Here is a 24,097-nt window from a genome sequence, read left to right on the forward strand (position 1 = left end):
GCACGACTGTCCCCGTTCCCGGGTGGTGCCGGCACCTACCGGTTCGTAGGGTGTACGGGTTCGTTCGAGACCGGATCCGGGGAGGTTGAGAACGCTGAACTCCGCCGCCCGCGCCGATGGGCTGGCCGGCCTCCCCGTCGACCGGGTGGTGCAGGTGGGGGGCGCGTCCACCGAGACCGTCGCCGCCGTGGTCAACCGGGAGCTGCCCGACCTGGCTGCCGTCGTGCTCACCCCCTCGGCCGGCCGGGACACCCCGGCGGGGTTCGTCCGGGCGGTCCTGACGGAGTTGGAGCGGATCGCTGGCGCGCTGCTGCCCGGCTGGCTCCCGGAGGCCGCCGAGCTGACCCGGACCGACCCGTTCTCGACAGCGGCGGTCCGCGCCGCCGCTGTCGAACGGGCCCACGGCTCACCGCACTTCGCCCCCTTCCTGGCCCAGCTCGCCACCGGCGCACTCGTCGGCCGGTCGCCGGCGGGTGCCTTCCCGCTGGAGGTCCGGTGCCTCGGGCTGTCCCGGGTCGTCGCCGAGGGCTTCGGCCGCTCCCGGCTGGTCCTGCTGGTCGAGGTGCCCCCGGGGCTCACCGCCGACCAGGAACGGGCCTTCGCCGCCGGGGCCGAGTGGCTGGCCCACCACGGTCGGTCGGGGGTCTGGCTGGTGGGCCCGCCGCTGCGCGCGGTGGACCGGGTGCCGCGCGTACCGCTGACCCTGCGGCCTGCCGCACCCGCGCCGCGCCCTCCGGAGGTGGTCGGCCGACCGCATCCGGCCAGCGCCGCCGAGGCGGCGCTGGAGGCCGCGCTCGCCGCGCAGGACTGGTCGGCGGGGCGGGTGTGGAACCAGTCGTACCAGTCGCACGCGCTCACCGCCCCGGTCCGCCTCGATCTGCTCTGGCCGGCCGAGCGGTGCGTGGTCGAGGTGGACGGGCCGGAGCACTGCCATCCGGCCCGGTTCGAGGCCGACCGGCAACGCGACGTCCAGTTGCAGCTGGACGGGTACGCCGTCCTGCGCTTCACCAACGCACGGATCAGCCACGACGTCGGCTCGGTGGTGCACCAGATCGGCACCCTCGTCCGGGCCCGACGACGTGACATATCGGAAGGAAGATCCCATGCCCGGCGATGACCTCACCCCGAGCGAGAGCGCGATCCTGATCGTGTTGATGGCGGAGGCACGGGAACTGTCCAACCCGGAGCTCAGGCAGCGGTACGGCATCGATGTCAGCAGGCCGACCCGGGACAAGCTCAACCGGCTCGGGTACGTCGACAGCCGTCAGGGCGCCCGCCGTACCTGGCTGCACCAGCTCGCCGACGAGGGCTGGGTGCGGGTGGAACGTGATCTCGACTTCACCAGCCCGCGGGCCCGCGCCCTCGGCGGGGCACTGGTCGCGCTGCACACCGTCCTGCGGGACCGGATCATGCCCCGGGCCGACTCGCGTACCCTCGGCGAGCTGTTCACCCGCAGTGACCTGCGGGCGGCCCCCGGCGGGCACGACCGGCAGCGGGTGCTGCGGACCCGGCTACGGCAGGCGTACGCGGCGCTGGCCGGCGAGCCCGGGGACCTGGTCGGCCTGGCCACGCTGCGGCCCTTCTTCGCCGACGTCGAACGGGCCGAACTGGACGAGGCCCTGCGGGCGCTGGCCCGGGAACCGAACGTGATCGTCGTGCCCGAGTCCAACCAGAAGATGCTCACCGCCGACCAGAGCGCGGCCGCACTGCACGTCGGTGGCCAGGACAAGCACCTGCTGGCGATCGGCTCGTCATGACAGCGGAGGAACGGGCGGCGCTGGCGGCGCTGCGGTTCGACTGGGCGCCGGTGCCCGACGACGTCTGGCGCCCCTCCCCCTACCACGTCGAAGGGCTGCACGACCCGGTGCTGCAGGACGTGCTGCGCGGGGTGGCCGACGCCCGGACCAGCGCCGCGGCCAGCCCGATCGGGTTGGTGCTCCAGGGCCAGCGCGGCTCGGGCAAGACCCACCTGCTGGGCTGGATCCGCCAGCAGGTGCAGCAGGAGGACGGTTACTTCTTCCTGGTCGGCCTGCTCGACGCGGATCGGTTCTGGGACAGCGTGCTCACCTCGATGCTCGACGGACTGTCCCGGCCGGTGCCCGGCGGCGAGACCCAGTTGCGGCTGCTGCTGCGCCGGCTCGCCGCCCTGGTCGGGGCGCCGCGCACCGCCCGGCGGGCCTTCATGGGCGAGACCGAGCTGACCCGGGCCGCCCTGGACGCCTTCGTCGAAGGGCTCGGCACCTTCGACCGGCACGTGGCGCGCACCTGCCAGGAGACGGCGCGGGCGCTGGCGTTGAGCGCCTCGGAGGAGGTGGCCCACCGGGACATCGCGGAGAACTACTTCGTCTCCGGTGCGGAGGAGACCGCCGGGGAACGGGCCGCCTGGGGGATGCGCCGGGCACCCCGCGCCGCCCAGCAGATCGTCCAGGACCTCTCCTGGCTGCTCGCCCTCACCGGGCCCTCGGTGATCGCCGTCGACCAGATCGACACCCTGATCGCCCAGTCCGTGCTCGCCGGCGGGACGAGGGGTCCCGGGACACCGCAGGACGACCTGGAGCAGGCCCTGGTGCACGCCCGGATCGCCGACGGGTTGATGGCGTTGCGGCAGCTGACCCGCCGTACGCTCACCGTCGTCGCCTGCCTGCCCGCCTCCTGGCTGATCATCCGGAACCGCACCGTGGACACGGTCGCCGACCGGTTCCGGCAGGCGCCCTTCCTGCAACCGATCCAGGACGACGACCTGGGCCGGGCGATCGTCGAGAAGCGTTTCGCGGTGCAGTTCGGCAGGATCGGGTTCACCCCGCCGTATCCGTCGTGGCCGGTGCACCCGCGTGCCTTCGAGCAGGCCGGAGCGAGGACCCCACGGCAGTTGCTGATGGCCATCGACCGGCACATCCGGGCCTGTCTCGACGGGGACGAGGTGCGGGAGCTGACATCGCTGGGTGAGGTGTCCGAACCGCAGCCTCGCGGCTCCGGGACCGACGCCGGCGTACCGGCCGACCTGGCCCGTTTCGACGACCGGTTCGCACAGCTCAGGAAGGCCGCCGACGTCGTCGCCCCGCTGGCCCGCGAGACCGAGGACAGCACCGTGCCCGCCCTGCTCGCCGCCGGTCTGACCGCCTGGGTGCTGGAGCGTGGCGAGACCGGTGGGTCGTTCACCGTGGACCCGCCGCCCAGCACCGACCCGCCGCTGCACGCCCGGCTGCGGCTCACCCTCGACGAGGCCACCGAGGACCAGGTCCACTGGTGCTTCCGGGCGGTCAGCGACGACCACCACGCCGTCGCGGCGCTGGCCCGGGTGCGTAAGGCCGGCACGGCGACCGGGCTCGACCGGCGGGTACCCAAGCGCCGGCTCTTCCTGCTGCGCAACGGTGCCTGGTCCGCCGGGGCCAAGACGAAGCAGGCGATCGACGCCTTCCACCAGGCCGGCGGGACGACCCTGCCGCTGGACCACGAGGACCTGCGGATCCTCGCCGCACTCCAGGTCATGCTGGCGGAGGCCCCGATCGACATCCGGGGGTGGCTGACCACCCGCCGGCCGACCCGGGAGCTGCGCGTGCTGCAGCAGTCCCTGACTACGGTCACCGACTGGCTACCTGACCAGGCTGCCGCCGGGGAGGAGACCGGTGCCGCCACCCGGCCACGCGACACCACCCGGCCACGCGACACCACCCGGCCACGCGACACCACCGGGCCACGCCTCGACGTCTGGGCCCGACCCGACCTGGCGGCGTCGACCCCTTCGACCCCCACTGATGTCGGGCCTCGGGACGCCGGTCCGGCGTTCGTCGTCGGGCACGACCACGGTGACGGTACGCCGGTGCGGTTGCCGCTGGAGGCACTGCGCAAGCACACCACCATCTTCGCCGGCTCCGGCTCGGGCAAGACCGTGCTGATCCGCCGGATGTTGGAGGAGTGCGCGCTGCGCGGGGTCTCCGCGATCGTCCTGGACCCCAACAACGACCTTGCCCGCCTCGGTGACGCCTGGCCGCAGTCGCCCTCGGACTGGGGGCCCGGTGACGCGGGCAAGGCAGCCGACTACCTGGCCGCCACCGACGTGGTCGTCTGGACCCCCCGCCGGGCCTCGGGTCGCCCGCTGAGCTTCCAGCCGCTGCCGGACTTCCGCAGCGTGCTCGACGACCCCGACGAGTTCACCGAGGCGGTGGAGGCCGCCGTCGCCGCGCTGGCGCCCCGGGCCCAGGTCACCGGGCGGACCAGCAAGGCCCATCTCGGGCTGGCGGTGTTGCGTAAGGCCGTCGAGCACTACGGCCGGCGCGGCGGCAGCCGGGTGCAGGGGCTGATCGACACGCTCGCCGACCTGCCGGACGGGCTGGTGGACATCGACGGTGCCGACCGGATCGGTGCCGGGCTGGCCCAGTCGCTGGCCGCCGCGATGGTCAACGACCCGATGTTCGGGGGCGAGGGCACGCCGGTGGACCCCGGCTTGCTGCTCACTCCCCCGCCGGGCCGCTCGGCCCGGATCTCGGTGGTCAACCTGGTCGGACTGCAGTCCGACGAGGCCCGGCAGAGCTTCGTCAACCAACTCCAGATGGCGCTCTTCGCCTGGATCCGGCGGCACCCGGCCAACGACCGGCCGCTGCTCGGGCTGCTGGTGATGGACGAGGCGCAGACCTTCGCGCCGTCAGGGGCGATGACCGCCTGCACCCACAGCACGCTGGCGCTGGCCGCCCAGGCCCGGAAGTACGGACTCGGGCTGGTCTTCGCCACCCAGGCGCCCAAGGGGCTGCACAACCGGATCCCGGGCAACGCGGCGACCCAGCTGTACGGGCGGTTGAACAGCCCGATCCAGGTGGAGGCGGCCCGGGAGATGGCCAAGGCCAAGGGGGGTGACGTGCCCGACATCTCCCGGCTGACCACCGGGGAGTTCTATCTCGCCGCCGAGGGTGCCCCACCGGTGAAGATCCGGACACCACTGTCGTTGAGCCACCACCCGGCCAGCCCGCTGACCGTGGAGGAGGTCCTGGAGCGCGCCCGGCGGAGCTGACCGTCCAGCCGGTCCCGCCCCCGCCGAGCGGGACTGGCGGCCCTGCGCTAGACAGGTACCCGACGCGAGGATCTTTCATCGGACGGCGGGATCGCATGGCACAACCCCTCCTGCTCTGGCTGCTCGGCGGCGTACTCCTGCTCGTTGCCGGGTTCGTGACCGCCCTGCTGCCCCGACGGCGGGCCGGGGCGCAGGCTCGGGGGGTGGCCTGGTCGACGGCGCGCGCCGCGATCGACAGCGCCACCGTCAGCCGGGATGCGGCCCCGACTGAGGTGCCGGAGGCGCAGCGGTTGCTCACCCGCGCCGAGCACCTGGCCGCCGCCGGTGGCGGGCCGGACGCGGCCCGCACCGCGACCGGGTACGCCCACCGGGCCGACCAGCTCTGGCAGGCCGCACACCGCGCCGACCGGGTGGGCCGCGCCGGGCAGGTGGGCCGCGCCGGGCAGGCCGGTCGCGCCCAACAGGCCGGTCGCGCCGAACAGGCCGACACGGCGCACCGGGGTCGGGAGGGGGCGGCGTGAGCGGGCGTGGCGTGGCCCGCCGGATCGACCTGCTGCGCTGGCCGTTGCTCGGCCTCGCCGTGGTCGTGCTGGTGGTGTTCCTGCTGGCCCAGCGGCAGAGCATCGAGGTCAGCTACGGTCAGTCACCGTCGGCCTCGGGTGGGGTGGACGAAGGCTCCGCCGGCGAGCTGAACGACGTGACCCTGCCGTCGGTGGACCGGCTCACCGAGCTGGTCGCCGCCGACCCGGTGGTCCGGCTACCCGGCTCGGTCGCGCGGTGGAACACCGAGCGGGTCCGGGCGGCGATCGGCGACAGCGACACCCGGATCCTGGTCACCCCGCCCGGTCTCGACGCCGACCAGCGCAAACAGCTACGCGAGGTGGACAACGCCACCATCCGGATCGTCGGCACCCAGGTCAGCGGCGGGCCGTACGAGGTCACCGCGGACCGGATCGCCGGTTGGCGGGCGCAGCTGGCCACCAACGACGTGACCGACCTGTTGGTCACCCTGATCACCACGCTGAACAAGGCACCCCGCCCGGCCGACCGCGACGAGCTGCGCTGGCGCGAGCCGACCGGCGCGGAGCTGGACGCCGCCGTGGCCGACCTGCGGGCCGACCGGCTGCACGTGGTCGACGGGGCCACCCTCGACCGGATCCCGGAGCAGGCCGACCGGAACGCCTTTCCCGACGGTGCCCGGTACGTCGCCCTGCCCGCCCAGCCGTTCGGTGAGCCGGTCCCCGCGTACGGGCCGGCGCTGACCCGGCTGCTGCCGGGTGAGCCGATCGTGGTGCTGTACGGCAACTGGATCGAGTACCACGGCCCGGCCGAGCAGGAGTTCGCCGAGCTGGCCGGGACCACCTTCTACGCCCAGTTCGGCAGCCGGCTCAGCCGCTACGACTACCCGCAGCGCAACGTGCTCGGCGCGTACCTGGGCATGGTCACCGACATCCGCTACGCCGGGCTGTTCGAGCGGCCGTTGCCGTACCGGCCGATCGACCCGCTGCGGGTGGCGCTGCCGGCGCTACCGTGGCTCTTCGCCGGGTGTGTGGCGGCGTTCCTGGTGCTGTCGGTCCGGTCGCTGCGCCGCTCCGGTGGTGGCCTGCTGGCCCGGGCCGGCGACCCGCAACGCGGCGGGGTGCCGGCCCGACTGGCCGGGCTCACCGCCCTGGTGGTGGAGATGTCCCTGCTCACCGACGCGCGTAGCAACCCGGCGCTGACCCGGGGCGTGGTCAAGCTCCAGGCCGCCCGGCACGCCCTCGACGAGGGCCTGCCGGACCGGCACGTCAGGCGGCTGCTCGCCGAGGCCACCGGGGAGCTGGACGACGCCGCCCGCACCCTGGACATCGCTGCCTACCGCCCGGACCGCTACCTACAGGGCAGGCTCTCGTGACCACCACCACGCCGACACCACCCGCCCGGTCCCGCGTCCGCCGCTTCCTCGCCGACCTGGCCGGTACCCCGTTCGGGCTGGCCGTGCTGGCCTGTCTGGCGCTGGCCGGCTGGGCGCTCTGGTCCGGCGGGATCCTGGACACCCCGATGGCCCGTCAGGTCCGCAACTCCTCGGTGTACGCCGCCCCCGGCGTGGAGCTGGACCGGACCGCCGCCGAGCGGATCATCGGCAACCGCCGCCTGGTGGTGCTGATGACCGCACCCGGCACCGATCTCGCCGCGGCCTGCAAGGAGGTCCGGCTGGCCACGAAGAGCACGCTGGTGCTGGCGATGAGCCCCGACGGCGACGACTGGGACACCTACGGCTGCGCCCGCTTCTCCAGCGGCGACGAGACAAAGGACTTCGGCCGGGCGATGGTCGCCGAGACCACGATCGGCCGGGGCACCGACGGGTTCGTCGATCGTCCGCTGGAGGCGTTGAAGGTGATCGTGGTCAACTACGACCGGCTGGTCAAGGCGGGGATCGTGCCGGACGGGGCACGTACCATCAGCCCCTCCTTGCCGCGTTTCCTGCTCGCCGGGGCCGCGGTGCTCGGGGTGGTCGCCGGGGCGACCACCCTCTACCTCGGTGGCCGGCGCGCGGGTCGGCTCGCCGCCGTGCGCCGGGCCCGACGCGACGAGCGCACCGACGACCGCAGCGCGCTCAGCGCCGCGACCGCCGGCCTGGCCCAGCAGCTCATCGACCTGGACCAGACGTACGCCCGGATCGGCCGGAGCCCGCGCTCCGGCCGGGACCACCAGTTCCTCGACCGCTACCGCACCCTCACCACCGAGTACGTCGCGCTCCTGGACGACCTGGCCCCGACGGCCGGCGACGCGGCGACGGTGGTCCGGCTCCGGGAGCGGGTCGACGGGCTCAGCCGGCGGGCCGCCGAGTTGGCCGACCGGTTCACCGGCCCCGCTACTGCTCGCCGCCCGACCGCCGACTGAGTATCGGGAGCTACCGGGGCGTGCCGCGCCCCGGCGGGGGGCTGGGGGTCGATCGGACCACCGGCACCGGCGTGGCGGAGCCGGTGCGGCCCTGCTCCACCGGACCGCGGGGCGACCCGGACAGCCGGAGTTCGGCCGCGACCACCGCCTGGCCGGCGGCGGGCGGGTCCGGCTGGCGGGTGGTGGGCGCGGGTGGTGCCGGTAGTTGGCGCAGCTCGGTGTCCGAGGAGTTCGGGGCGTTCGTCTGTCGCGGGTCGGGCGCCGGGCGCCGCCAGGCCCGTACGGCGGCGTCCACCGTGGTGACCACCGCCGCTGCCGCGGCCGTGGCGGAGAACATCCAGGCCTTGCGGAGATTGGCCCGGTTGGCCACGGTGGTCAGCGGATTGAGATTGTTCTGGTCGACCGAGAGCCAGGTCCTGGCGGTCGTGCCGACGAAGGCGCCGAACATCGTCCCCTTCGCCGCCACGGTGCCCACCCGCTGCAGGGTGCTCTCCGGCCCCTCCCCCCGCCGCTGGTACTCGGCCTGCGCCGCCGCGATCGCGTAGTGCCCGAGCTGGACGGCGGCACCGAGGACGATCAGCGGGGGATTCTGTTGGCGTCGCGCCTCGGCGTCGATGGCCAGCGCGATGGCGTCCACGAACTTGCTCCGGGCCTCGGGGTCCTTCAACGCCTGCCCGAAGGCCTGGCCGGCCCGCTGCAGGAAGGTCGTGTCGGCACGCGCCGGGGCCATCCGGTCCCGCACGGCCAGGGTGAACGAGGTGAGGGACGCCGCAGTGGCGGCGTAGCCCCAATAACCGGCCTGCACCGCGCTGGCCCGGTCCAACTCGACGACTGCGGGGTTGGGGTTGTCCGGGTTGATCGACCGGATCGTCTGCACCGGTCCGGCGATCTGCAGGAAGAACCGCGACGAGTCGACGACGCTGCGGCCGAGTTTCTCGTACTCGACGGGGTTGTCCGCGCGCAGGTTCCGCACCTGATTGCCGAGTTCCTGCCCGACGTGCACGAATCCGTCGACTCCGATGAGTACCGCCGAACCGGCCATGAGGAACTGGCGGTCCGGCCCCTCACGTCCCTTGGCGTCGAAGCCAAGCCCCACCGAGTAACCGGTGTAGTTGATGACCGTGGGGTCGGTGAGCACGTTCCACACCTGCTCACGGATGGTGCGTAACTGCTCCTGCTCCTCCCCGGCCAGCACGACGCGGCCCTCCTCCTGCTGCCGCGCCTGCGAGAAGGGCCGCTCGTCGGAGTCCTGCCGCCCGCTGCTGCTCGGCCGGGGGGTGCCCGCGATGCTGGGAGTCGGCCCGGTCATCGCCGCGACCGAGGCGGTAGGTGTCCCGGCCGCCGGATAGGGCTGCTCCAGCGGCCCCGGCACGCTGAACTCCGACCGGGGACTCTCCGGGGTCCGCGCCCCCGAACTGCCCGGATCGTCCCGGCCTGTTCGGGGTTGGTCGTCGCGGCGATCGGGGGATGAGGATCCATTGGGCTGCATCTGCCGTCCTCCTGCTCTCAGCCGACGGTGCGACCGGGCCGGATCGGCGGCGCTGACAACCCGGCGATGGTGTCACGGCTGGCCCGTGACACCCCTTCTACGCTGGGCGTACACCTCAGGTTCAGGAGAATTTGAAAACAGTTCATTAAATGGGACGGCGCAGGAGACGAAGCGACCCGCCACCGTCGAGGAGACGACGATGACGGGTCGGTGGCCGACCGGCGGGCTCAGCGCCCGAACGACGGCCCCGGCGACGGGGACCGGCCGCCCTGGTAGGGCATCTGGTACTGGCCGTACTGCACCTTGCTGGAGTCCGAGAACGCCGGCGACGGGGATCTGCTCCCCTGGTAGGGCGTCTGGGAACCCGTGTACCGATCCCGCGGGGAGTGCGACGACCCTGCCACCTGCGCGGCCATCCCGTAGACGTCACCCCACTGGTCGCCCGGCGGCGGCGTCACCCTCCCCGCCGTCTGGTGGGCGCTCGCCCCCGCGGCCCAGGACGGGGCTTCCAGGTCGGCGACCCACGCATTGATGTCTCTCGGGTGGTTTCGATACATGGCCACAGCGACCTGTTCATAGACGTTGTTCTGAGCCTCGTTGAGCTCGTTCTGCGCGTTCGACCGCAGCTTGTACTCGGTGGCAGTCCCGTTCTTCATCGCGACGTCGAGTTGCCTGTCGATCTCTCTTGCCAGATCGGGGTGCCGCTTCCCGAAGGCCCTCAGCTCCTTCCTCGCGTGATCATTGAAGTAATGGACGTAATGCGCCGACCCGGACCGCTGCGGGCTGAGCGGATCCCGGTCTACGTAGTGGTGAGGGTTGCGATACCTCGACCGCCCGGCCTGATCGACGTCCTTGTTCCTGCCGCCATGAAGCAGTGCGGCCAGCGCAGCCTTGTCCGCTTCTGCGAAAGACCTTCTTTCACCTGTCGCCGCGCTACACACCGCCTCGTGCAGAGAGTTCTCCCGTTCGGCTCGCACGAGTCGCACCATTGCCGCCTGGACTTGCGGATCCTGCCCGACCGCATCCCGCAGGAGAACCGAGACCTCGTTGTCGACAAGATAAGGAGTCAGGTCGCGCCGGCCGGCGCGCTCTTGGTCCAGCTGGCCGATCATCGCCCCGACTTCGTCCTTCAGGCGCCCACGGCTCGCATTCTCCGCCTGCTTCGCCTGCATACGCTGTCTCGACGACGCGCTCGCCCGGTTCTTGACGAGGCGGTCGAACTCGGCCGAGAAAGTCCGGGTCTCGTCGAGCCCAGTCCGCACCGATTCGGCCTCGACGAGCCGCGCCCGGTCCTCGGGCGGGAGACTCCTGACCTCCCGGGCCATCTCCGGCGGAAGGTTGTTCACCAACTGCCAGACGGCCTCTGTGGTCGGATCGACGTGGTCGGTCCTGCCAGCCGGGTTCGTGTCGGCTAGGGAGGACTGCAACGGCATCGGTTCGCTCCTCGGTAATCGTCAGGTCGGCTGGACGGGTGCAGCCCAAAGTGGTCAACCTTAGGGCTCACCAGTGCGTGGGGGTGTCCGCGGGGACGGGCGGGACCGGGGCGTGCAGGGCGGTGCCGGCGGTGAGCTTCGCGCCGGCCCGTTCGGTGATCGCCGCGACCTCCTCCTTGGCCTGCGCCGAGATTCGTCCCGCGTCCGGCTCCTTGTACCACGGCCGCAGTTTGATCATCGCCGGGCGGATACCGGTGGCCAGCAGCAGGGCGGTGCCCTTGGGCATGGCCCGGATCCGGTCCGGCGGCAGCACGTTCTCCTGCCGGTACGACGTCGACCGGGACGAGCCGTCCTTGCTGCGCGAGACGCTCACCGTGCTCACGTCGTGCTGCCCGATCAGCTTGGAGACCTTCTCCACGAAGTCGGCGTCGTCCAGGCCGGCACCGAGCAGTTTGATGGTGGCGGCACCCCACATCGCGTCCATGCCCGCCTCCCCCCAGACCCGGGAGCCCTGCTTGTAGCTCTGCAACAGGGTGACCACGTTGATCCCCCGCGAACCGAGGTGCGAGTAGAGGTCGGGCAGGTCCGAGATCCGGCAGACGTTCGCCGCCTCGTCCAGCACCGCCGTCATCGGCGGGTCCAGCCGGCCACCCATCCGCTCGGCGGCGACCACCCCGGCGCGCAGCGTCGCGTCGGCCAGGCCGGCGATCACCCCGGCGGCGGAGCCACCGCCGTCCTTGGAGAGCAGGTAGAGGGTGTCCCTACCGAGCACGTGGTGGTCCGGGCGGAACTGCGGCAGGTACGGGTCCTCGGTGACCCAGGCGAGGATCTCCGGGTCCAGCAGGCAGGCCACACACTGCCGGGCGGTCTCGTAGATGCCGTCCCGGGTCTCCACCGCACCGCGTACGGTGCCCTGCAGCTGCTCGGCCATGGCGTGCAGCTGGGCGTCGCGCAGCAGGTCGATCGGGGTACGGTCGGCGGGGTCGGCCAGCCAGCCGAGCAGGTCCGAGACCGAGGCGTGGCCCCGGGCTGCGGCCAGGAAGAGCGCGGTCAGGGTGTTCTGCGCCGCCGAGATCCAGAAGTCCTTCTTGGTGGTGTCGTCGTTGACCGAGGCCACGAAGTGTCCGGCCAGCCGCCGGGCGCCCTCGATGGTGACGCAGTCGGCGAGCATGTTCCACCACATCTCCCGGGGGGCGTGCGCGATGCCCTGCGGGTCGAAGGTCCAGACCCGGCCGATCCGGTCCCGTTCGGCGCGGGTGACCGCGTACACGTCGGACTTGTTGGAGGTGAGCAGCACCGCCCCCCGGGCCCGCAGCACCCGGGGGATGGCGATACCCGTGGACTTGCCGGCCCGGGGGGCCATCAGGTCCAGCTCCACGTCCTCGTAGGACGACCGCAGCTCCGGGCCGTGCGGTTCCAGGTCGCCGAGCAGGTTGCCGGTCTCGTCCGGCGGCAGCTCCTTCATCCCGGCCAGCGAGGGCCGCAGCTCCCGGGCCCGCTTGGCGATCCCGGCGGGGGCCAGCGACTGCAGGTCCCGCGCCCGGGCCAGCCCGACGTTGCGCTTGCGCAACCCCATCAGCTTCATCCCGAGCAGCACCGCGGGTGCCAGCAGCAGCACGGCGAAGAGCACCATGCCGAGGTAGATGCCGACCGGCGACGTCTCGGGCCAGAGCAGCTCGTTCTCGCCCCGGACGATCCTGATGTACGAGATCAGGCTGAACTTGGGCGGATGCCAGCCGTGGCCGAGCAGCATCGCCCCGAACGTCCCGCCCAGCCAGGCGATCGTGAAGATGACCAGGTTGGCGAAGGCCGCCAGGCAGATCGCCCAGAAGAACATGTCCGACCCGCGCGGCCGACTCATCGAACTCATCGGAGCAACCCCTGGGCGTCCGGGACGGCGGCCTGCTGGGCGAACTCCGGCCGGGTGGTCAGGTTGCCCAGCTCCGCCTCGGCCTCGAAGGCCGCCTTGCGGGCGGCGGCCTGCTGCTCGGCGTAGCCGTTCTGCACCCAGCGCAGGTTGGTGTCGTGCAGGCGGCGCTCGGTGTCGGTGATGGAGACCCGGATCGGGATACCGGGGCGACCACCTACCTTGATCAGGAACCGGCCCCGACCGGGCGGCTCCTCGTTGCTGCCGGTGCTCGCCCAGCCCGGCGGCGAGGACCAGGAGGAGACCAGGTCGATCTCCCGCTTGGACAGGCCGATCACCCGGCCCAGGTCCTTCATCTCCGCCTGTGGCAGCCCGGCGCAGGCCACGATGCCGGCCCGCTCGACGAAGCCCCGGGCCTTGGCCCGGTCGGAGTCGGTGCCGAGCGCCTCGGCGTCCTTCAGGGTGTGGGTGATCTTGGCGTCGCCCAGACCGAGCGACCGGTTGAGTCGGGTCAGCGCGTCGATCCGGTCGACGATGCCGGAGGCGGCCCGCAGTGGACGCCACAGCTCGTCGAGGATGGTGAAGAACCAGCGGCGGGGCGCCAGCCCGGCGTCGGCCAGGGCGTGCGAGGCGGCCACCGTACCCAGGCCGTCGGACCAGGCCGCGAGCATCGCGGCGGCGGTGAGCTGGGTGTCGGCCTCACCGATGCGGGAGATGTCGATGCAGACGGCGGAGGCGTCCGGGTCGATCCGGGTGGAGGTCTCCGCGCCGAAGGTGTCGCCGAGCGCGCCGTCCAGGATGCCCAGCAGCGACCGGTGCAGCGGGTCCACCGCGTCGCGGTACCGGCCCTCCTGGCCCCGGTCCAGGGTCACCGCCCGGACCCGGTCCGGCCCCTCCTGCAGCACCCGCAGCAGGTCGGGCAGGAGCGGGGCACGCCCCTTCGGGGTGTGCTCCCGCAGGTGCCGCAGGCAGGCCGAGAGCACCGCCTGCTCGTGGTCGTCCAGGGCCCGACCCCGCACGATGGTCAGCAGCGCGGCCACCATGTTCAGCACCCGACCGTGGGTCTCGGCGGCCAGCGCCTGGCCGGCCTGACCACCGATGCGCTCGGCGGCCAGGCCCATCGCGCCGGGGTCGAGCACGTTGATGCCGCCGACCCCCCGGCCGATCTTGATCACCTGCCCGCCGAGGGCCCGGACGGTGTCGGCGTAGTCCGGCTTGAGGTCGCCCAGGACCAGCGGCACCACGCCGGTGGCGGCCAGGCCCACCGCCATCCGGTTGATCAGGGTCGACTTGCCCAGACCGGGCATGCCCAGCATGAACAACGACGGGTTGGAGATGTACTTGGCCCGGGTGAACCAGGAGATCGGGTCGCCACAGACCGTGGCGCCGGTGAACAGGTGCTGGCCGAGCGGCACCCCGGACATCGGCGCGCCGGAGCCGGCGGAGAACGGCCACAGCCCGCAGGCCTGCACGGTGGTGGCCCGCCACATGGTGGGCGCGTCGAGGTAGCCGACCTTGCCGCCGCCCGGCCCCTCCCAACCCCGGTTCGACGCGGGCAGGTGCCGGGTCGGTCGGGGGCGCTTGGGGTTCTTCGGCGGCTTCGGCGCCTCGTCGTCCGGGTCACCGACCAGACCGGTAAGCGCGGTACGCGCCCCGGCGGCGCCCGCCGGCCAGCCGGCACCGGGACCGGTCGCCGGCGTGGTGTTCCAGCCGCTGGTCACATCGCCTCCTGAAGCTCGTGCGGCAGCATGGTCTGCTCCCAGGGCAGGATCCCGGTCGGCAGGGTGCAGCTGAACGCCGCCGCCTGCATCCGGTTGGCCGGACGCATCGCGATCCGGGTGGCCCCGGTCATGTTCCGGACCAGCACCGAGGCGTCGTCGAGCTGGTCGCGCCGGTCCACGGTGATGGTCAGCATCAGCGAGAACTCGACCAGGCCGGCGCCGGTGGCCTCCTCGGAGGCCGCCTGCTCGGCGGCGCGCACCTCGGCGGCGGCCCGCGCCTGGATCATGCCCCTCCCGGAGGTCGCCATGAACTGCGCGGTACGCCGGTCGGACTCGACGATCCGGGCGGAGGTCGCCGGGTCGATCGGCCGGTACAGCAGCGCCACCCGCTTGCGGCGGGTACCGGCCGAGGCGTCCAGCATGGTCCGCAGCACGCTGGAGCGGACCGTGCCCCGGGGTGCCAGGGTCAACAGCCAGCTCCGGGAGACCCCGGAGTCGTGCTGGTACGCGTCGACGCTCTCCACCGCGGCGACCGGGCCGGAGTCCTCCCACTCCAGCCCCGTACCACCGTGCTCGGCCCGGACGCTGAGCACCTCACCGGCGCACGCCGGGTCATAGGCGACCCGGACCACCTCGGCGATCTCCTCGGCGGTGAGCGGCTCGGCCATCCCGCCACCGGCGCTGATCAGGCCGGTCAGCAGGCTCGGCACCCGGACCGCCAGGTCGGTGACCACGTCCTCCGGGTCGCGGCGGGGGCCGCCGACGGGCGCGTAGGTCAGGGTGATGTACGACTTCATGTCCGACGACGCCGACGGGTAGTCCTCGACCACCTCCTCCATCACGGCCCGGGCCGCGGGCGGCGCGAACTCGTCGAGCCGGGGCAGCACCTCGGTGGCCAGCCGGGTACCCGGGTCGGGCGCGGTCTCGACCACCACCGACGCCCCACGCAGACCCGGCTCGTGGGCCAGCCGGGACAGCCACTCGCCCCAGAGCGCCACCCAGGTGTCGACCTGGTCCGGGTCCACCAGCGACCCGCCGTCGGGCTCGCACCGCAGCACGATGGTGTAGAGGTGCCGGGACTTGTGGTGCAGCACCCCGAACGGACGGTCGTAGGCGTCCCGCCCCTCCCTGGCGACCACGCCGCTGAGCAGGCCCGGCGGCCGGAAGCGGCCCTCCGGACGGGCCGACAGCGGGCCGGAGACGTACAGGTGCTCCTTGCGGGACTTGCGCTGGGACCAGCCGATCCGTAGCGCCGCCATCTGGTACAGGTTGCGCCCGTCCGGGGTACGGACCGCCAGCGGGGCCAGGGTCAGCATCATCGGCACCCCGAGGACCAGGGCGGCCTGCAGTGATGCCATGGACGCCAGCAGCACGACCACCAGCCCGCCGAAGACCCCGACCGTGCCGACCAGGCCGAACGGTCCGAGTCCGGCCCGGCGGGGCCGGCGCCAGTTGCCGTACGTGGGCTCGATGGTGGCATCCGCCGACATCGCCTCTCACCTTCCTCTCGTCTGACCGGCGACCGGCCGGTTCCTGCCGGCCGGTCGCCGATCCGTCACTGTCCGCGCTCTTCGGGTGGTCGTCCGGTCCGGGGTGGACCGGATGTCCTCACAGGTCGGGGTTGGTCCCGCCGCCCTCGACGGCACCACTTGCCGCGCTCTGGGCGACCTGGACCCCGGTGGCCACCGCACCGACCACCGCACCGACCGGCCCGGCTGCCCGGGCGGCCGCAGCGGCCGCACCGCCACCACCACCGGCACCGGCACCGACCGGCACCCGGCCGGAGTCGCCCTGTTGGCCGGGACCACCCTGGGCACCGGAGCCGCCCTGGGAACCTGCACCGTCGTTGACCCCGGAGGAGCCGTTGCGGCCACCGCTTGCCGATCCGCCGGCGTCCCGCGACCCGGAGGGACCACCTCCACCGCGGGCGGCGGTGGCGCCGGCCGTGGTCAGCGCCCCGGTGGCGACCTTCTTCGCCCCGGTGGCGACCGCGCCACCGGCAGCGGTGGCGGCGTTGCCGGCCGGGTTCCCGCCGCCCAGCGCCGCCGTGGCCGGCACGATGAGCTTGAGCAGGGCCGGCAGGGCGATCGCCGACAACAGCAGCACACCGGCGCCGGCGATACGGTGGTGCACCCCGTCGTTGACGTCCATCCCGCCACGCCAACTGAGCAGCTTCGCCCCGGAGTAGATGATCAACGCGACCGCGGGCTTGTACAACAGCCAGGCGATCAGCCAGGCGATGTGCTTGCGCCACCAGGAGGCACCCCAGTTGGTCATCGACGCGGCGGCGGCCAGCGGCAGCGTGCCGAGCAGGATGACCAGGACGCCGAGCCGGATGTAGAGCATCAGGACCTGGATGATGGCCGAGATCAGCAGCAGGAACGCGATCACCAGCAGCAGGAAGCCGGTGATGCCGTCACCGTTGTCCACACACGGCACGTCGGCCAGGATCTGGACGATCGAGTCCCGCATCAGGTGGTCGCTGAAGTCCTCGGCGACCACCGCGACGCGGTTGACGATCCAGGTGCCCGCGCCGGCGACCAGGATCACCCGGAGAAAGCCCTGCAGCGCCGTCTTGCCCGCCTCGCCCTTGCGCTCCACCGCCATCTTGCCGGCGGCGAAGATGATCGAGCCGATGGCCAGATAGACTATCGCCCATTCGACCTGGTCGCTGATCATGACAGCGACGTCCTCCCCCTCTTCGCCGAGGGTGGGGATCTCCGCCATCAATGCGCCGAAGATCGCGATCGCGCCGGACAGGATCAGTTTGGCGATGATCCCGATGAACGATCCGACGGGATCGGTGATCATTTCAATGATGCCCTTGAAGAAATCGCCGAGCGGGTCACCCTGCGAACACATCGCTCACTCCCTCCACAGGGTGAAGCCGGCACTGCCGGTTACCACACCCAGCGACTGGTACGAGTCACCGACGGTGGAAAGGGCGACCTTCCAGTCCCCGTCCTCCCACCGCAGCACGACCCGGGACGCCGTGTACCCCGCCGTGCCCTTGACCAGCAGCTGCACCACGGCGGTCTCCGGCGAGTAGCGGTCCACGGCGAACCCGACGTAGGTCCCGCCACCCGTGCGGGCGGTGGTACCTGCGGAATCCCGGCTGAGCCGAGTCAGCAACACCCGCTGGCCGACAGTCGGCGCCACCTGCAGCTGCGCCACCCGGAGCCCGTCGGGGCCGTTCAGCGTGATCGGGATGATGTGGGCCGCCAGCACCGCACCCATCGGGGTGTGCGCGAAGCACCGCAGCAGTTCGCCGTCCTGTAGGGCGGGCCCGTGGGTGGTCGACACCGGCATCCGGTAGCCGACGTCGATGGTCTGCCACTTCAGGTCGGCCGGCTGGACCGCCTTGCCCGACGCCACCGTCGGCCCCGGCGGGCACTCCTGCACCTGCGGTGCGGCCTCGGCGGTGGGGGCGACCGTCGACTCGTCCGCCGACTGGGTCAGCCAGACCATGCCGGCCAGCAGCAACGTGCCGACGAGGAACGCGGCCGACAGGATCCACGTCCGCTCGCTGTAGAACGGCGTCTGGTCCTGGCGGTCCTGCCGTCGGTCGCCCCCGCCCATCAGTTGCTGCCGCTGCTGCTGCTGCTGCCGCTGGTGCCGAAGAACCAGCTCACCAGCGGGCCGGCGGTGGCGATCAGGATGCAGCCGCAGAGCACCAGGCCGAGCCGGGAGAGGTGCTCGGAGCTCTCACCGCGCTTCATGGACACCGCCATCATGGTGCCGGTGATCAGCACGCCGGCCACCCCGGCGGCGGTGCCCGCCCAGGCGAGCAGCCCCAGCAGGTCCTTGACCAGGGTGCTGAGCTTCCCGGGCGGGGCCTTGCTGCCCGGCTGCGGGACCGCCACCGCGGGGAAGGCGACGATGACCCGGACGACCAGGGCATCGAGGAGGTGGGTCAACACGGTTGATCTCCTAGGGACAGGCACCTGAGTGGTGCGACAACGGCCCGTACCGGGCCAGTGGGGTGGGGCTGTGTACCTGGACGGCACCTGCAGCGGTGCCGTCGGTGGTCAGAGGCCGAGATCGCCGAAGTACTCGACGATCGGGCCGGCGCTGGCACCGATCAGGCAGGCAAAGAAGACGAACATGATCGAGCGGAAGTACTCGGAGTTCTCACCCGCGGTACCGCGGTTGAGCTGGATGGCCATCTGGGTACCGGTGAGGAGCAGCCCGGCCACCCCCGCGGCCGACATCCCCCAGGCGAGCAGGCCCAGGATGTCGGTCGCCGCGTCACCGGTCGGGTTGTACGGCGGCTGCTCCTGGAAGGGCGCGGAGTCCCCCGCGAGCAGGTCGAGCTGCAACAATCGCCAGTCGCTCACGACCGTCTTCCCCTCTCGTCCAGTTGGACGCCGGCCGCCTTGGCCAGCTTCAGCAGCGCCGGCGGCAGCTTCGGCGGTTGCCGCCCGAGGCGCCACTCGGGAATCCACGGCACCCGGTGCACCGGGGCCACCGACTTCAGCACCCGGATCCGCCGGGACAGGGCCAGCGGAAGCCGCTGCGGTGCGTCGGCCAGCAGGACCAGCCCGGTGAGCCGCATGCCGGCCGGGTGCCGCCCCTCCCGCAACGCGTTGAGGGCCCGCGACATCGCGCGCATCCCCTCGGCGTTGGTCCGGGCTACCACCATCACGGTGGCGGGCTCGCCCAGTTCCGCGTCCGGCCAGCGGCAACCGAGGTCGGTGCCGCCGAGCAGCTGGGTCAGGGTGGTCGCGCCGGCACCACCGTGCGCCGCGATCCAGCCGATCCCCTCCTCCGACAGGTACTGCCGCTGCTGCGGGGCAGCACCGTACGGCTGCGGCACGGAGACCCGCCCCGGTGGCACGCGCGATGCCGAGTCAGCCGTGGCCGTTGGCACCATGCCCACCTCCTTCATGCGTCGGCGATCTGATTCGTCCCCGCCCCGGTTTGAACCGACCGGGCTCGAGCGCCGTTGGTACGGCGGTCCGGGCCGTTGACGGACGCATCTACGGGGAGCACCGGTCCCCGGTTCAAGGGAAGTTCGAGAATTTCTTGCGACGATGTCCGCGCAGGAGGAGGAGATGTGGCCGAGCTGTCCAGCACCAGCCGCACCGCGCTGATCGTCACGGCGGTCACCGCCTCGGCGACCGCGGTCTTCCTGCCGGTACCGTTGGTCATCGCGGGCGCGTTCATCATCGTGCTCGTCGCGGTCTACGTGCTGATGTGGCCGATCATCCTGCTCATGACCCTGATCTGGAGCATCTTCGGCGGCGGGCCGGAGGACCCGAACAAGGCGGCGCAGGACTCCATCAGGGCAGGTCAGACCGACGGTAGCGGCTCGCTCTCCACCGCCTGGGTGCCGACCGCCCTGGTCAGCACCATCGAGGACGCCGGGGACATCTGCTCCGCGGTCGGCCCGGTGGTCATCGCCGCCCAGATCCAGGTGGCGTCCAACTGGGACAACACCAAGGTCGGCGAGAACGGCGAGAAGGGAATCTCCCAGCTGTCGGAGGACATCTTCGACGAGTACGGCGAGGACTCCAACGACAACGACAAGACCAGCGCGACCGACCCGAAAGACGCGATCATGGCGCAGGGCGAGTTCCTCTGCGACATGGCCAAGGAGACCAAGAAGCTGGTCGACGACGGCGAGGCGATCGGCGACCCCCTCGACCTGGCCCTGGCCGCCTACTACCACGGCGGCATCGACGAGGTACGCGAGCACGGCGGGGTGCCGGAGGACGCCGGCACCACCGGGTACATCTACCAGGTGCGCTCGCACTTCGGTCAGTACCTGGGCGTCCTGGGCGAACCGCACGAGTCACCGACCGTCACCGGCTGGGACCCCGACGAGGACGAGAAGAAGGACGACGACGATTCGGACAGCGACTCCGGCGGCACCCTCGACGGCGAGAGCAACAACGCCGCCAACAGCAGCCTCCGGGTGCCCGATCCCAGCGCCGACAGCCCCCCGGACTCCAGCCAGAAGGGTGAGGTGCTCAGCCTGGTCAACCAGGAGCGGGCCAAGGCCGGCTGCGACCCGGTGCGCTCGGAGAGCCGGCTGGCCACCGCCGCGCAGCGGCACAGCGAGGACCAGGCCGACCACCAGAACATGTCACACACCGGCAGCGACGGCAGCAACGTGGGACAGCGGCTGGACCGGGCCGGCTACCCGTGGAGCACCTACGGGGAGAACGTCGCCATCAACCGCCCCTCGGCGGACGCGGTGATGGAGGCCTGGATGAACAGCACCGGCCACCGCAACAACATCCTCAACTGCGACTTCACCCAACTCGGCGTCGGCATGGCCACCAACTCCAGCGGTACCTACTGGACGCAGAACTTCGCCGCGCCCAAGTGAACGACCCGACCCCACCGACCGACGAGGGACAATCATGATCGAACAGGGCCATCCACCGCAGTACGCCGACCCCGATCCCCGGTACGCCGCCCCGGCGCAGCAATACGCCGACCCCGGACCGCAGTACGCCGACCCGACGCCGCAGTACGCCGAGCCAGGACCGCAGTACGCCGACCCGGCACCGCAGTACGCCGACCCGGGGCAGGCGTACCAGGACCTGGATCCGCCGTACCGGGATGCCGGGCCGCAACCGGACGACGCGGTGTCCCCCTACGACGCGACACCGCCCTACGACGACCCGGGGACGCCGCCCGAGGAGGAGCCGCCCGCTGCCCCGGAGAAGCCGCCCACGTCGCCGTTCATCCTCTACCTGCAGGGTGAGGAGCACGCCGAGGCGCTCCGCATGCTCACCATGTGGGTCACCCACCTGCTGGTGCCCATCTACGCCCGGGAGGTCTCCTCGACCGCGCCCTGGTGTGCCCGCTGGTGGCTGCATCCCGAGGCGGTGGCCCAGCTCTACGGCCTCTGGATGGCCTGGCAGGAGCTCACCGGGCCGAACGCCGGGTTCTGCGGCCCGGCGAACTGGCACCGCGACTACCTCGGTCCGGTGATGAACACCCTACGTGACCCGTCCGGGCCCTTCGCCGGCTGCAAGGGGGGCTCCCACCGGGCCAAGGAGCCGCCGCGCACCGACCCGTACTGATCCGCGGGCCTCCGGGCCGCGTGACGACGGGCCTGCGGGCGGCGACCTGCCGGTGCAGTTGTCGTGGGGAGGCTGGCGAGCTGAGTCGGATCCGACTCAGCTCGCCAGCCTCCCCAGCACGCTTCCCCCGGTCAGGATGGTGAGCGACCAGGTACGGTCCGCCGCAGCGACTTCGCCGCCTGTTGGCTGGGCTGGGACGGGGTGCTCGCCTCGGTCTGTGCCGGACGGGACGGGGCGCTCGCGTCCGACTGGCTCCGCCGGAAGGGATTCGTCGACTCCTGCTGGCCCCGTCGGAACGGGTTCGTCGACGAGGCCGGCTGGTCGCTGCGCATCGCGGCCCAGGTGGCCACGCCGGACTGGGCGGGAACAGCCGGTGCCGGGACCGGCGTGGTCTTCGGGCTGACCTCATAGAAGGCTGACGTGGACGACCCCGGCGAGGAGGGCGTCATCGGCACCGCGCCCCGACCGAACTCCACCTCCCTGCCGAACTCCGCGCTCCGACCGAACTCCGCCTCCCTGCCGAACTCCGCGCTCCGACCGAACTCCGCCTCCCTGCCGAACTCCGCGCTCCGACCGAACTCCGCCTCCCTGCCGAACTCCGCGCTCCGCACCGGCTCGGCCCACCGTACGTGCCCCGCACCGTGGTCCGGCGCGCCCGACCAGGAGCGCCGACTGTCCAGGGAATCCCGACGGAAGGCGTCCGGCTGCTCCGGGGCCCATTCCCGGCGCTCGCCCGGGTGCCCCTGCGCCGGTACGTTCCCGCTGCCGTTGTAGAACCGGGAGACCCGGGCGAGACCACCGTTGGCGTGGATCTCGGCCAGCGCCTTGTTCTCCGTCAGGAACTGGGAGATGTACCGACCGACCTCGCTACGCAGCCGCATGTCGTCTTCCGCGGACATCGGTCCGCCGCTGATCGGCGAGACGCCTGGTGGAAGCCCGTACGGCTGGTCGGGTGGGAGCAGCCGGCTCTCCGCCTGCGGGACCGGCGTCGGCTCCTGGGGCGGGCCGGGGTTCGGGCCGGACGGCGCACGGCCCCGTCCCCTGTCGATGGCCGCCAGGATGACAGCCAGGGCAGCGGCCAGGCGCTTGGCGAGCCAGTCGGTCAGGTAGTCGGTGAGGGTGTTCTCCTTCCGGGCGGCGGGAGCCGCCGCCCCGGTGCCGGTCGCCGCGGACTGGGCCGTGCCGGAGGCAGCCGCCCCGGCCGGGTCCGGAGCGGCACCGGGGCGACGCTCGCCCGGGGCGTCGGGCTCTCCGCCTACCAGGCGGGACCTGGCCTCGACGAACTCCTCCGCCTCGCGGAACTGCGACCGCAGGCCGGACCGGTCGTCGAGTAACGGGGAGCCGGAGCGTCGGAGTCGGTCGAGGTCGTCGCGGACGATCCAGAGCGCCAGTCGCTCCAGTTCACGTTCGAAGTTGGGGGTGGGGGGCGGCACGGCCATGGGTACCTCCGGGACACCTCGGACCGAGGGATCGAGAAGCATTGACGCGGTGGACCGAGGCACTACGGGTGCCACCCCGCGCCGGTTCAAGTTGACCAACAGGGATCGCGCCCACTCCGGCGGTCACCGGGGTGGGCGCGTCATCACCTGGTGATCGGGGCCGTGACGATCGCCGTGCCGTCGAGCAGCCCCACCGTGACGAAGGCGAGGTCGTCGACGGGCTGCGCCAACTCGCCGGTCACCTCCTGGGTGCCGGTCGAGGCCGTCCAGTCGCGCACCGTGTGGGTGGTGCCGTCCTTGGTCACCGCGAAAACGCGGTAGCGCAGGCCCTGACGCAGGCCGGTGGCGGTGATCCGGATGGTGGAGCCCTGGTTGTCGGCGGTGGTGATGGCGACGGAGAGGCTGACCCCCTGGCCGCGTGCCTCCCCGCTGGCGGTCAGCACCTGGTCGGTACGGTCACCGAGACCGATGCCGGCCACGATGCCCCCGGCGAGGACGACGGCCATGAACGCGGCGGCCACCCCGCCCCAGATCTTGAACCGACGGTGCCGGGCGGCCCGGGGCGGTCGACCACGCGCCGGACCACTGCCGGACGGGGCACTGCCGGACGGAGCACCACCGGACGGAGCACCACCGGACGGAGCACCACTCGACGGACCACCACCCGGACCGGGGCTCGGTCGGCTTCCGGCCGGCCGGATGGCACCGACGGTCCGGGCGCCGGTGCCACGGCGGGCAGCACGTCGACCGCCACCGCCCTCGACACCACCGGGCGGCTCACCGCCGCCCGGCTCGTCACCGGTCGGTGCCGGGGCGGCCGAGGTGGGACCGACCGGCTCCGCCTTCCCCGACTCCCCGGTCGGGGATCCGGTCCCGGTCGAGGCCTGCTGGGTCAGCGACCGGGTGGGGGCTGCCGCCGGCCGACCGGCCGGGTCAGGTGGACCCCCCGGATCGCGGGTGGGATCGAACTCGGCGAACTCCGGTGGCAGGGCGGCGAGAGCGTCCCAGTCGGCGGCGTCGAGGCCACCGAGGGCGCTGGTCACGCTGCCCATGTCGCCCGCCGCCGAGAGGCACTCCCAGCAGCCGGCCAGATGCTGCTCGAAGGCGACCCGTTCGGTCTCGTCGAGCGCGCCGAGCAGGTAGAGAGCCAGCGCGTCATGCTCAGCAGTCGGACTGTCACCGCTGGTGCGCATCACGCCCCCTCTCTCAACCCGACGACACCG

20 protein-coding genes are annotated in these 24,097 nt (G+C 72.4%); 8 read left to right on the forward strand and 12 right to left on the reverse strand.

The window, feature by feature from the left end:
- Window positions 1-85: 85 nt before the first annotated feature.
- The 6 genes from ACN28G_RS18275 (at window position 86) to ACN28G_RS18300 (ending at window position 7,888) form a co-directional block, all read left to right on the forward strand.
- Window positions 86-1,117, forward strand: coding sequence for an endonuclease domain-containing protein (locus ACN28G_RS18275; protein WP_229688451.1), 1,032 nt, complete (start codon window positions 86-88; stop codon window positions 1,115-1,117).
- Window positions 1,104-1,757 carry a hypothetical protein gene (locus tag ACN28G_RS18280; protein WP_091441913.1) on the forward strand — a complete coding sequence of 218 codons (654 nt, stop codon included), beginning with the start codon at window positions 1,104-1,106 and terminating at the stop codon, window positions 1,755-1,757. The genes ACN28G_RS18275 and ACN28G_RS18280 overlap by 14 nt, the downstream gene beginning before the upstream one ends.
- Entirely contained in the window at window positions 1,754-5,005 is a 3,252-nt protein-coding gene (locus ACN28G_RS18285; RefSeq protein WP_091441917.1) for an ATP-binding protein, read from the forward strand. Before ACN28G_RS18280 ends, ACN28G_RS18285 begins: the two co-directional genes overlap by 4 nt.
- A 95-nt stretch (window positions 5,006-5,100) precedes the next feature.
- Complete coding sequence (locus ACN28G_RS18290; RefSeq protein ID WP_421479900.1) at window positions 5,101-5,526, forward strand: DUF6403 family protein; 426 nt, start codon at window positions 5,101-5,103, stop codon at window positions 5,524-5,526.
- Window positions 5,523-6,899, forward strand: coding sequence for a hypothetical protein (locus ACN28G_RS18295; RefSeq protein WP_421479902.1), 1,377 nt, complete (start codon window positions 5,523-5,525; stop codon window positions 6,897-6,899). The genes ACN28G_RS18290 and ACN28G_RS18295 overlap by 4 nt, the downstream gene beginning before the upstream one ends.
- Complete coding sequence (locus tag ACN28G_RS18300; protein WP_421479904.1) at window positions 6,896-7,888, forward strand: hypothetical protein; 993 nt, start codon at window positions 6,896-6,898, stop codon at window positions 7,886-7,888. Before ACN28G_RS18295 ends, ACN28G_RS18300 begins: the two co-directional genes overlap by 4 nt.
- Window positions 7,889-7,898: 10 nt before the next feature.
- Here the strand turns inward: ACN28G_RS18300 and ACN28G_RS18305 are convergent, their stop codons facing one another.
- From ACN28G_RS18305 to ACN28G_RS18350, 10 genes are all read right to left on the reverse strand, one after another.
- Complete coding sequence (locus ACN28G_RS18305; RefSeq protein WP_091441921.1) at window positions 7,899-9,260, reverse strand: hypothetical protein; 1,362 nt, start codon at window positions 9,258-9,260, stop codon at window positions 7,899-7,901.
- A gap of 344 nt (window positions 9,261-9,604) precedes the next feature.
- Entirely contained in the window at window positions 9,605-10,810 is a 1,206-nt protein-coding gene (locus ACN28G_RS18310) for a hypothetical protein (RefSeq protein WP_091441924.1), read from the reverse strand.
- A gap of 67 nt (window positions 10,811-10,877) precedes the next feature.
- Entirely contained in the window at window positions 10,878-12,671 is a 1,794-nt protein-coding gene (locus ACN28G_RS18315) for a type IV secretory system conjugative DNA transfer family protein (protein ID WP_217628858.1), read from the reverse strand.
- A gap of 5 nt (window positions 12,672-12,676) precedes the next feature.
- A complete protein-coding gene (locus tag ACN28G_RS18320) occupies window positions 12,677-14,398 on the reverse strand; it encodes an ATP/GTP-binding protein (RefSeq protein ID WP_229688455.1) in 1,722 nt (573 codons plus the stop codon).
- Window positions 14,395-15,888, reverse strand: a complete 1,494-nt coding sequence (locus ACN28G_RS18325; protein ID WP_091441931.1) for an SCO6880 family protein — start codon at window positions 15,886-15,888, stop codon at window positions 14,395-14,397. Before ACN28G_RS18325 ends, ACN28G_RS18320 begins: the two co-directional genes overlap by 4 nt.
- A 118-nt stretch (window positions 15,889-16,006) precedes the next feature.
- Window positions 16,007-17,260: a hypothetical protein gene (locus tag ACN28G_RS18330; protein WP_421479906.1), complete on the reverse strand. Its 1,254-nt coding sequence runs from the start codon at window positions 17,258-17,260 to the stop codon at window positions 16,007-16,009.
- A gap of 3 nt (window positions 17,261-17,263) precedes the next feature.
- Complete coding sequence (locus ACN28G_RS18335) at window positions 17,264-17,977, reverse strand: hypothetical protein (RefSeq protein ID WP_091441937.1); 714 nt, start codon at window positions 17,975-17,977, stop codon at window positions 17,264-17,266.
- Window positions 17,977-18,318, reverse strand: coding sequence for a hypothetical protein (locus ACN28G_RS18340; protein WP_217628859.1), 342 nt, complete (start codon window positions 18,316-18,318; stop codon window positions 17,977-17,979). Before ACN28G_RS18340 ends, ACN28G_RS18335 begins: the two co-directional genes overlap by 1 nt.
- A gap of 108 nt (window positions 18,319-18,426) precedes the next feature.
- On the reverse strand, window positions 18,427-18,735 hold the full coding sequence (locus ACN28G_RS18345; RefSeq protein ID WP_217628860.1) for a hypothetical protein: 309 nt from the start codon (window positions 18,733-18,735) through the stop codon (window positions 18,427-18,429).
- Complete coding sequence (locus ACN28G_RS18350) at window positions 18,732-19,214, reverse strand: hypothetical protein (protein WP_091441941.1); 483 nt, start codon at window positions 19,212-19,214, stop codon at window positions 18,732-18,734. The genes ACN28G_RS18345 and ACN28G_RS18350 overlap by 4 nt, the downstream gene beginning before the upstream one ends.
- A gap of 240 nt (window positions 19,215-19,454) precedes the next feature.
- On the opposite strand from ACN28G_RS18350, the gene ACN28G_RS18355 reads away from it, so the two are divergent.
- Both ACN28G_RS18355 and ACN28G_RS18360 read left to right on the forward strand, forming a co-directional pair.
- Window positions 19,455-20,732, forward strand: a complete 1,278-nt coding sequence (locus ACN28G_RS18355; RefSeq protein ID WP_421479908.1) for a CAP domain-containing protein — start codon at window positions 19,455-19,457, stop codon at window positions 20,730-20,732.
- Between the two features lie 34 nt (window positions 20,733-20,766).
- Window positions 20,767-21,435, forward strand: coding sequence for a DUF4913 domain-containing protein (locus tag ACN28G_RS18360; RefSeq protein WP_229688457.1), 669 nt, complete (start codon window positions 20,767-20,769; stop codon window positions 21,433-21,435).
- 131 nt (window positions 21,436-21,566) lie between these two features.
- Here the strand turns inward: ACN28G_RS18360 and ACN28G_RS18365 are convergent, their stop codons facing one another.
- Both ACN28G_RS18365 and ACN28G_RS18370 read right to left on the reverse strand, forming a co-directional pair.
- The gene (locus ACN28G_RS18365; RefSeq protein ID WP_421479910.1) at window positions 21,567-22,874 is read right to left on the reverse strand and encodes a hypothetical protein; all 1,308 of its coding nucleotides are present in this window, start codon (window positions 22,872-22,874) and stop codon (window positions 21,567-21,569) included.
- 143 nt (window positions 22,875-23,017) lie between these two features.
- Entirely contained in the window at window positions 23,018-24,067 is a 1,050-nt protein-coding gene (locus tag ACN28G_RS18370) for a zf-HC2 domain-containing protein (protein ID WP_421479912.1), read from the reverse strand.
- Window positions 24,068-24,097 lie beyond the last annotated feature (30 nt).

The organism is Micromonospora sp. WMMA1923, from assembly GCF_049179195.1.
GTDB classification, from domain to species: Bacteria; Actinomycetota; Actinomycetes; order Mycobacteriales; family Micromonosporaceae; genus Micromonospora; species Micromonospora yangpuensis.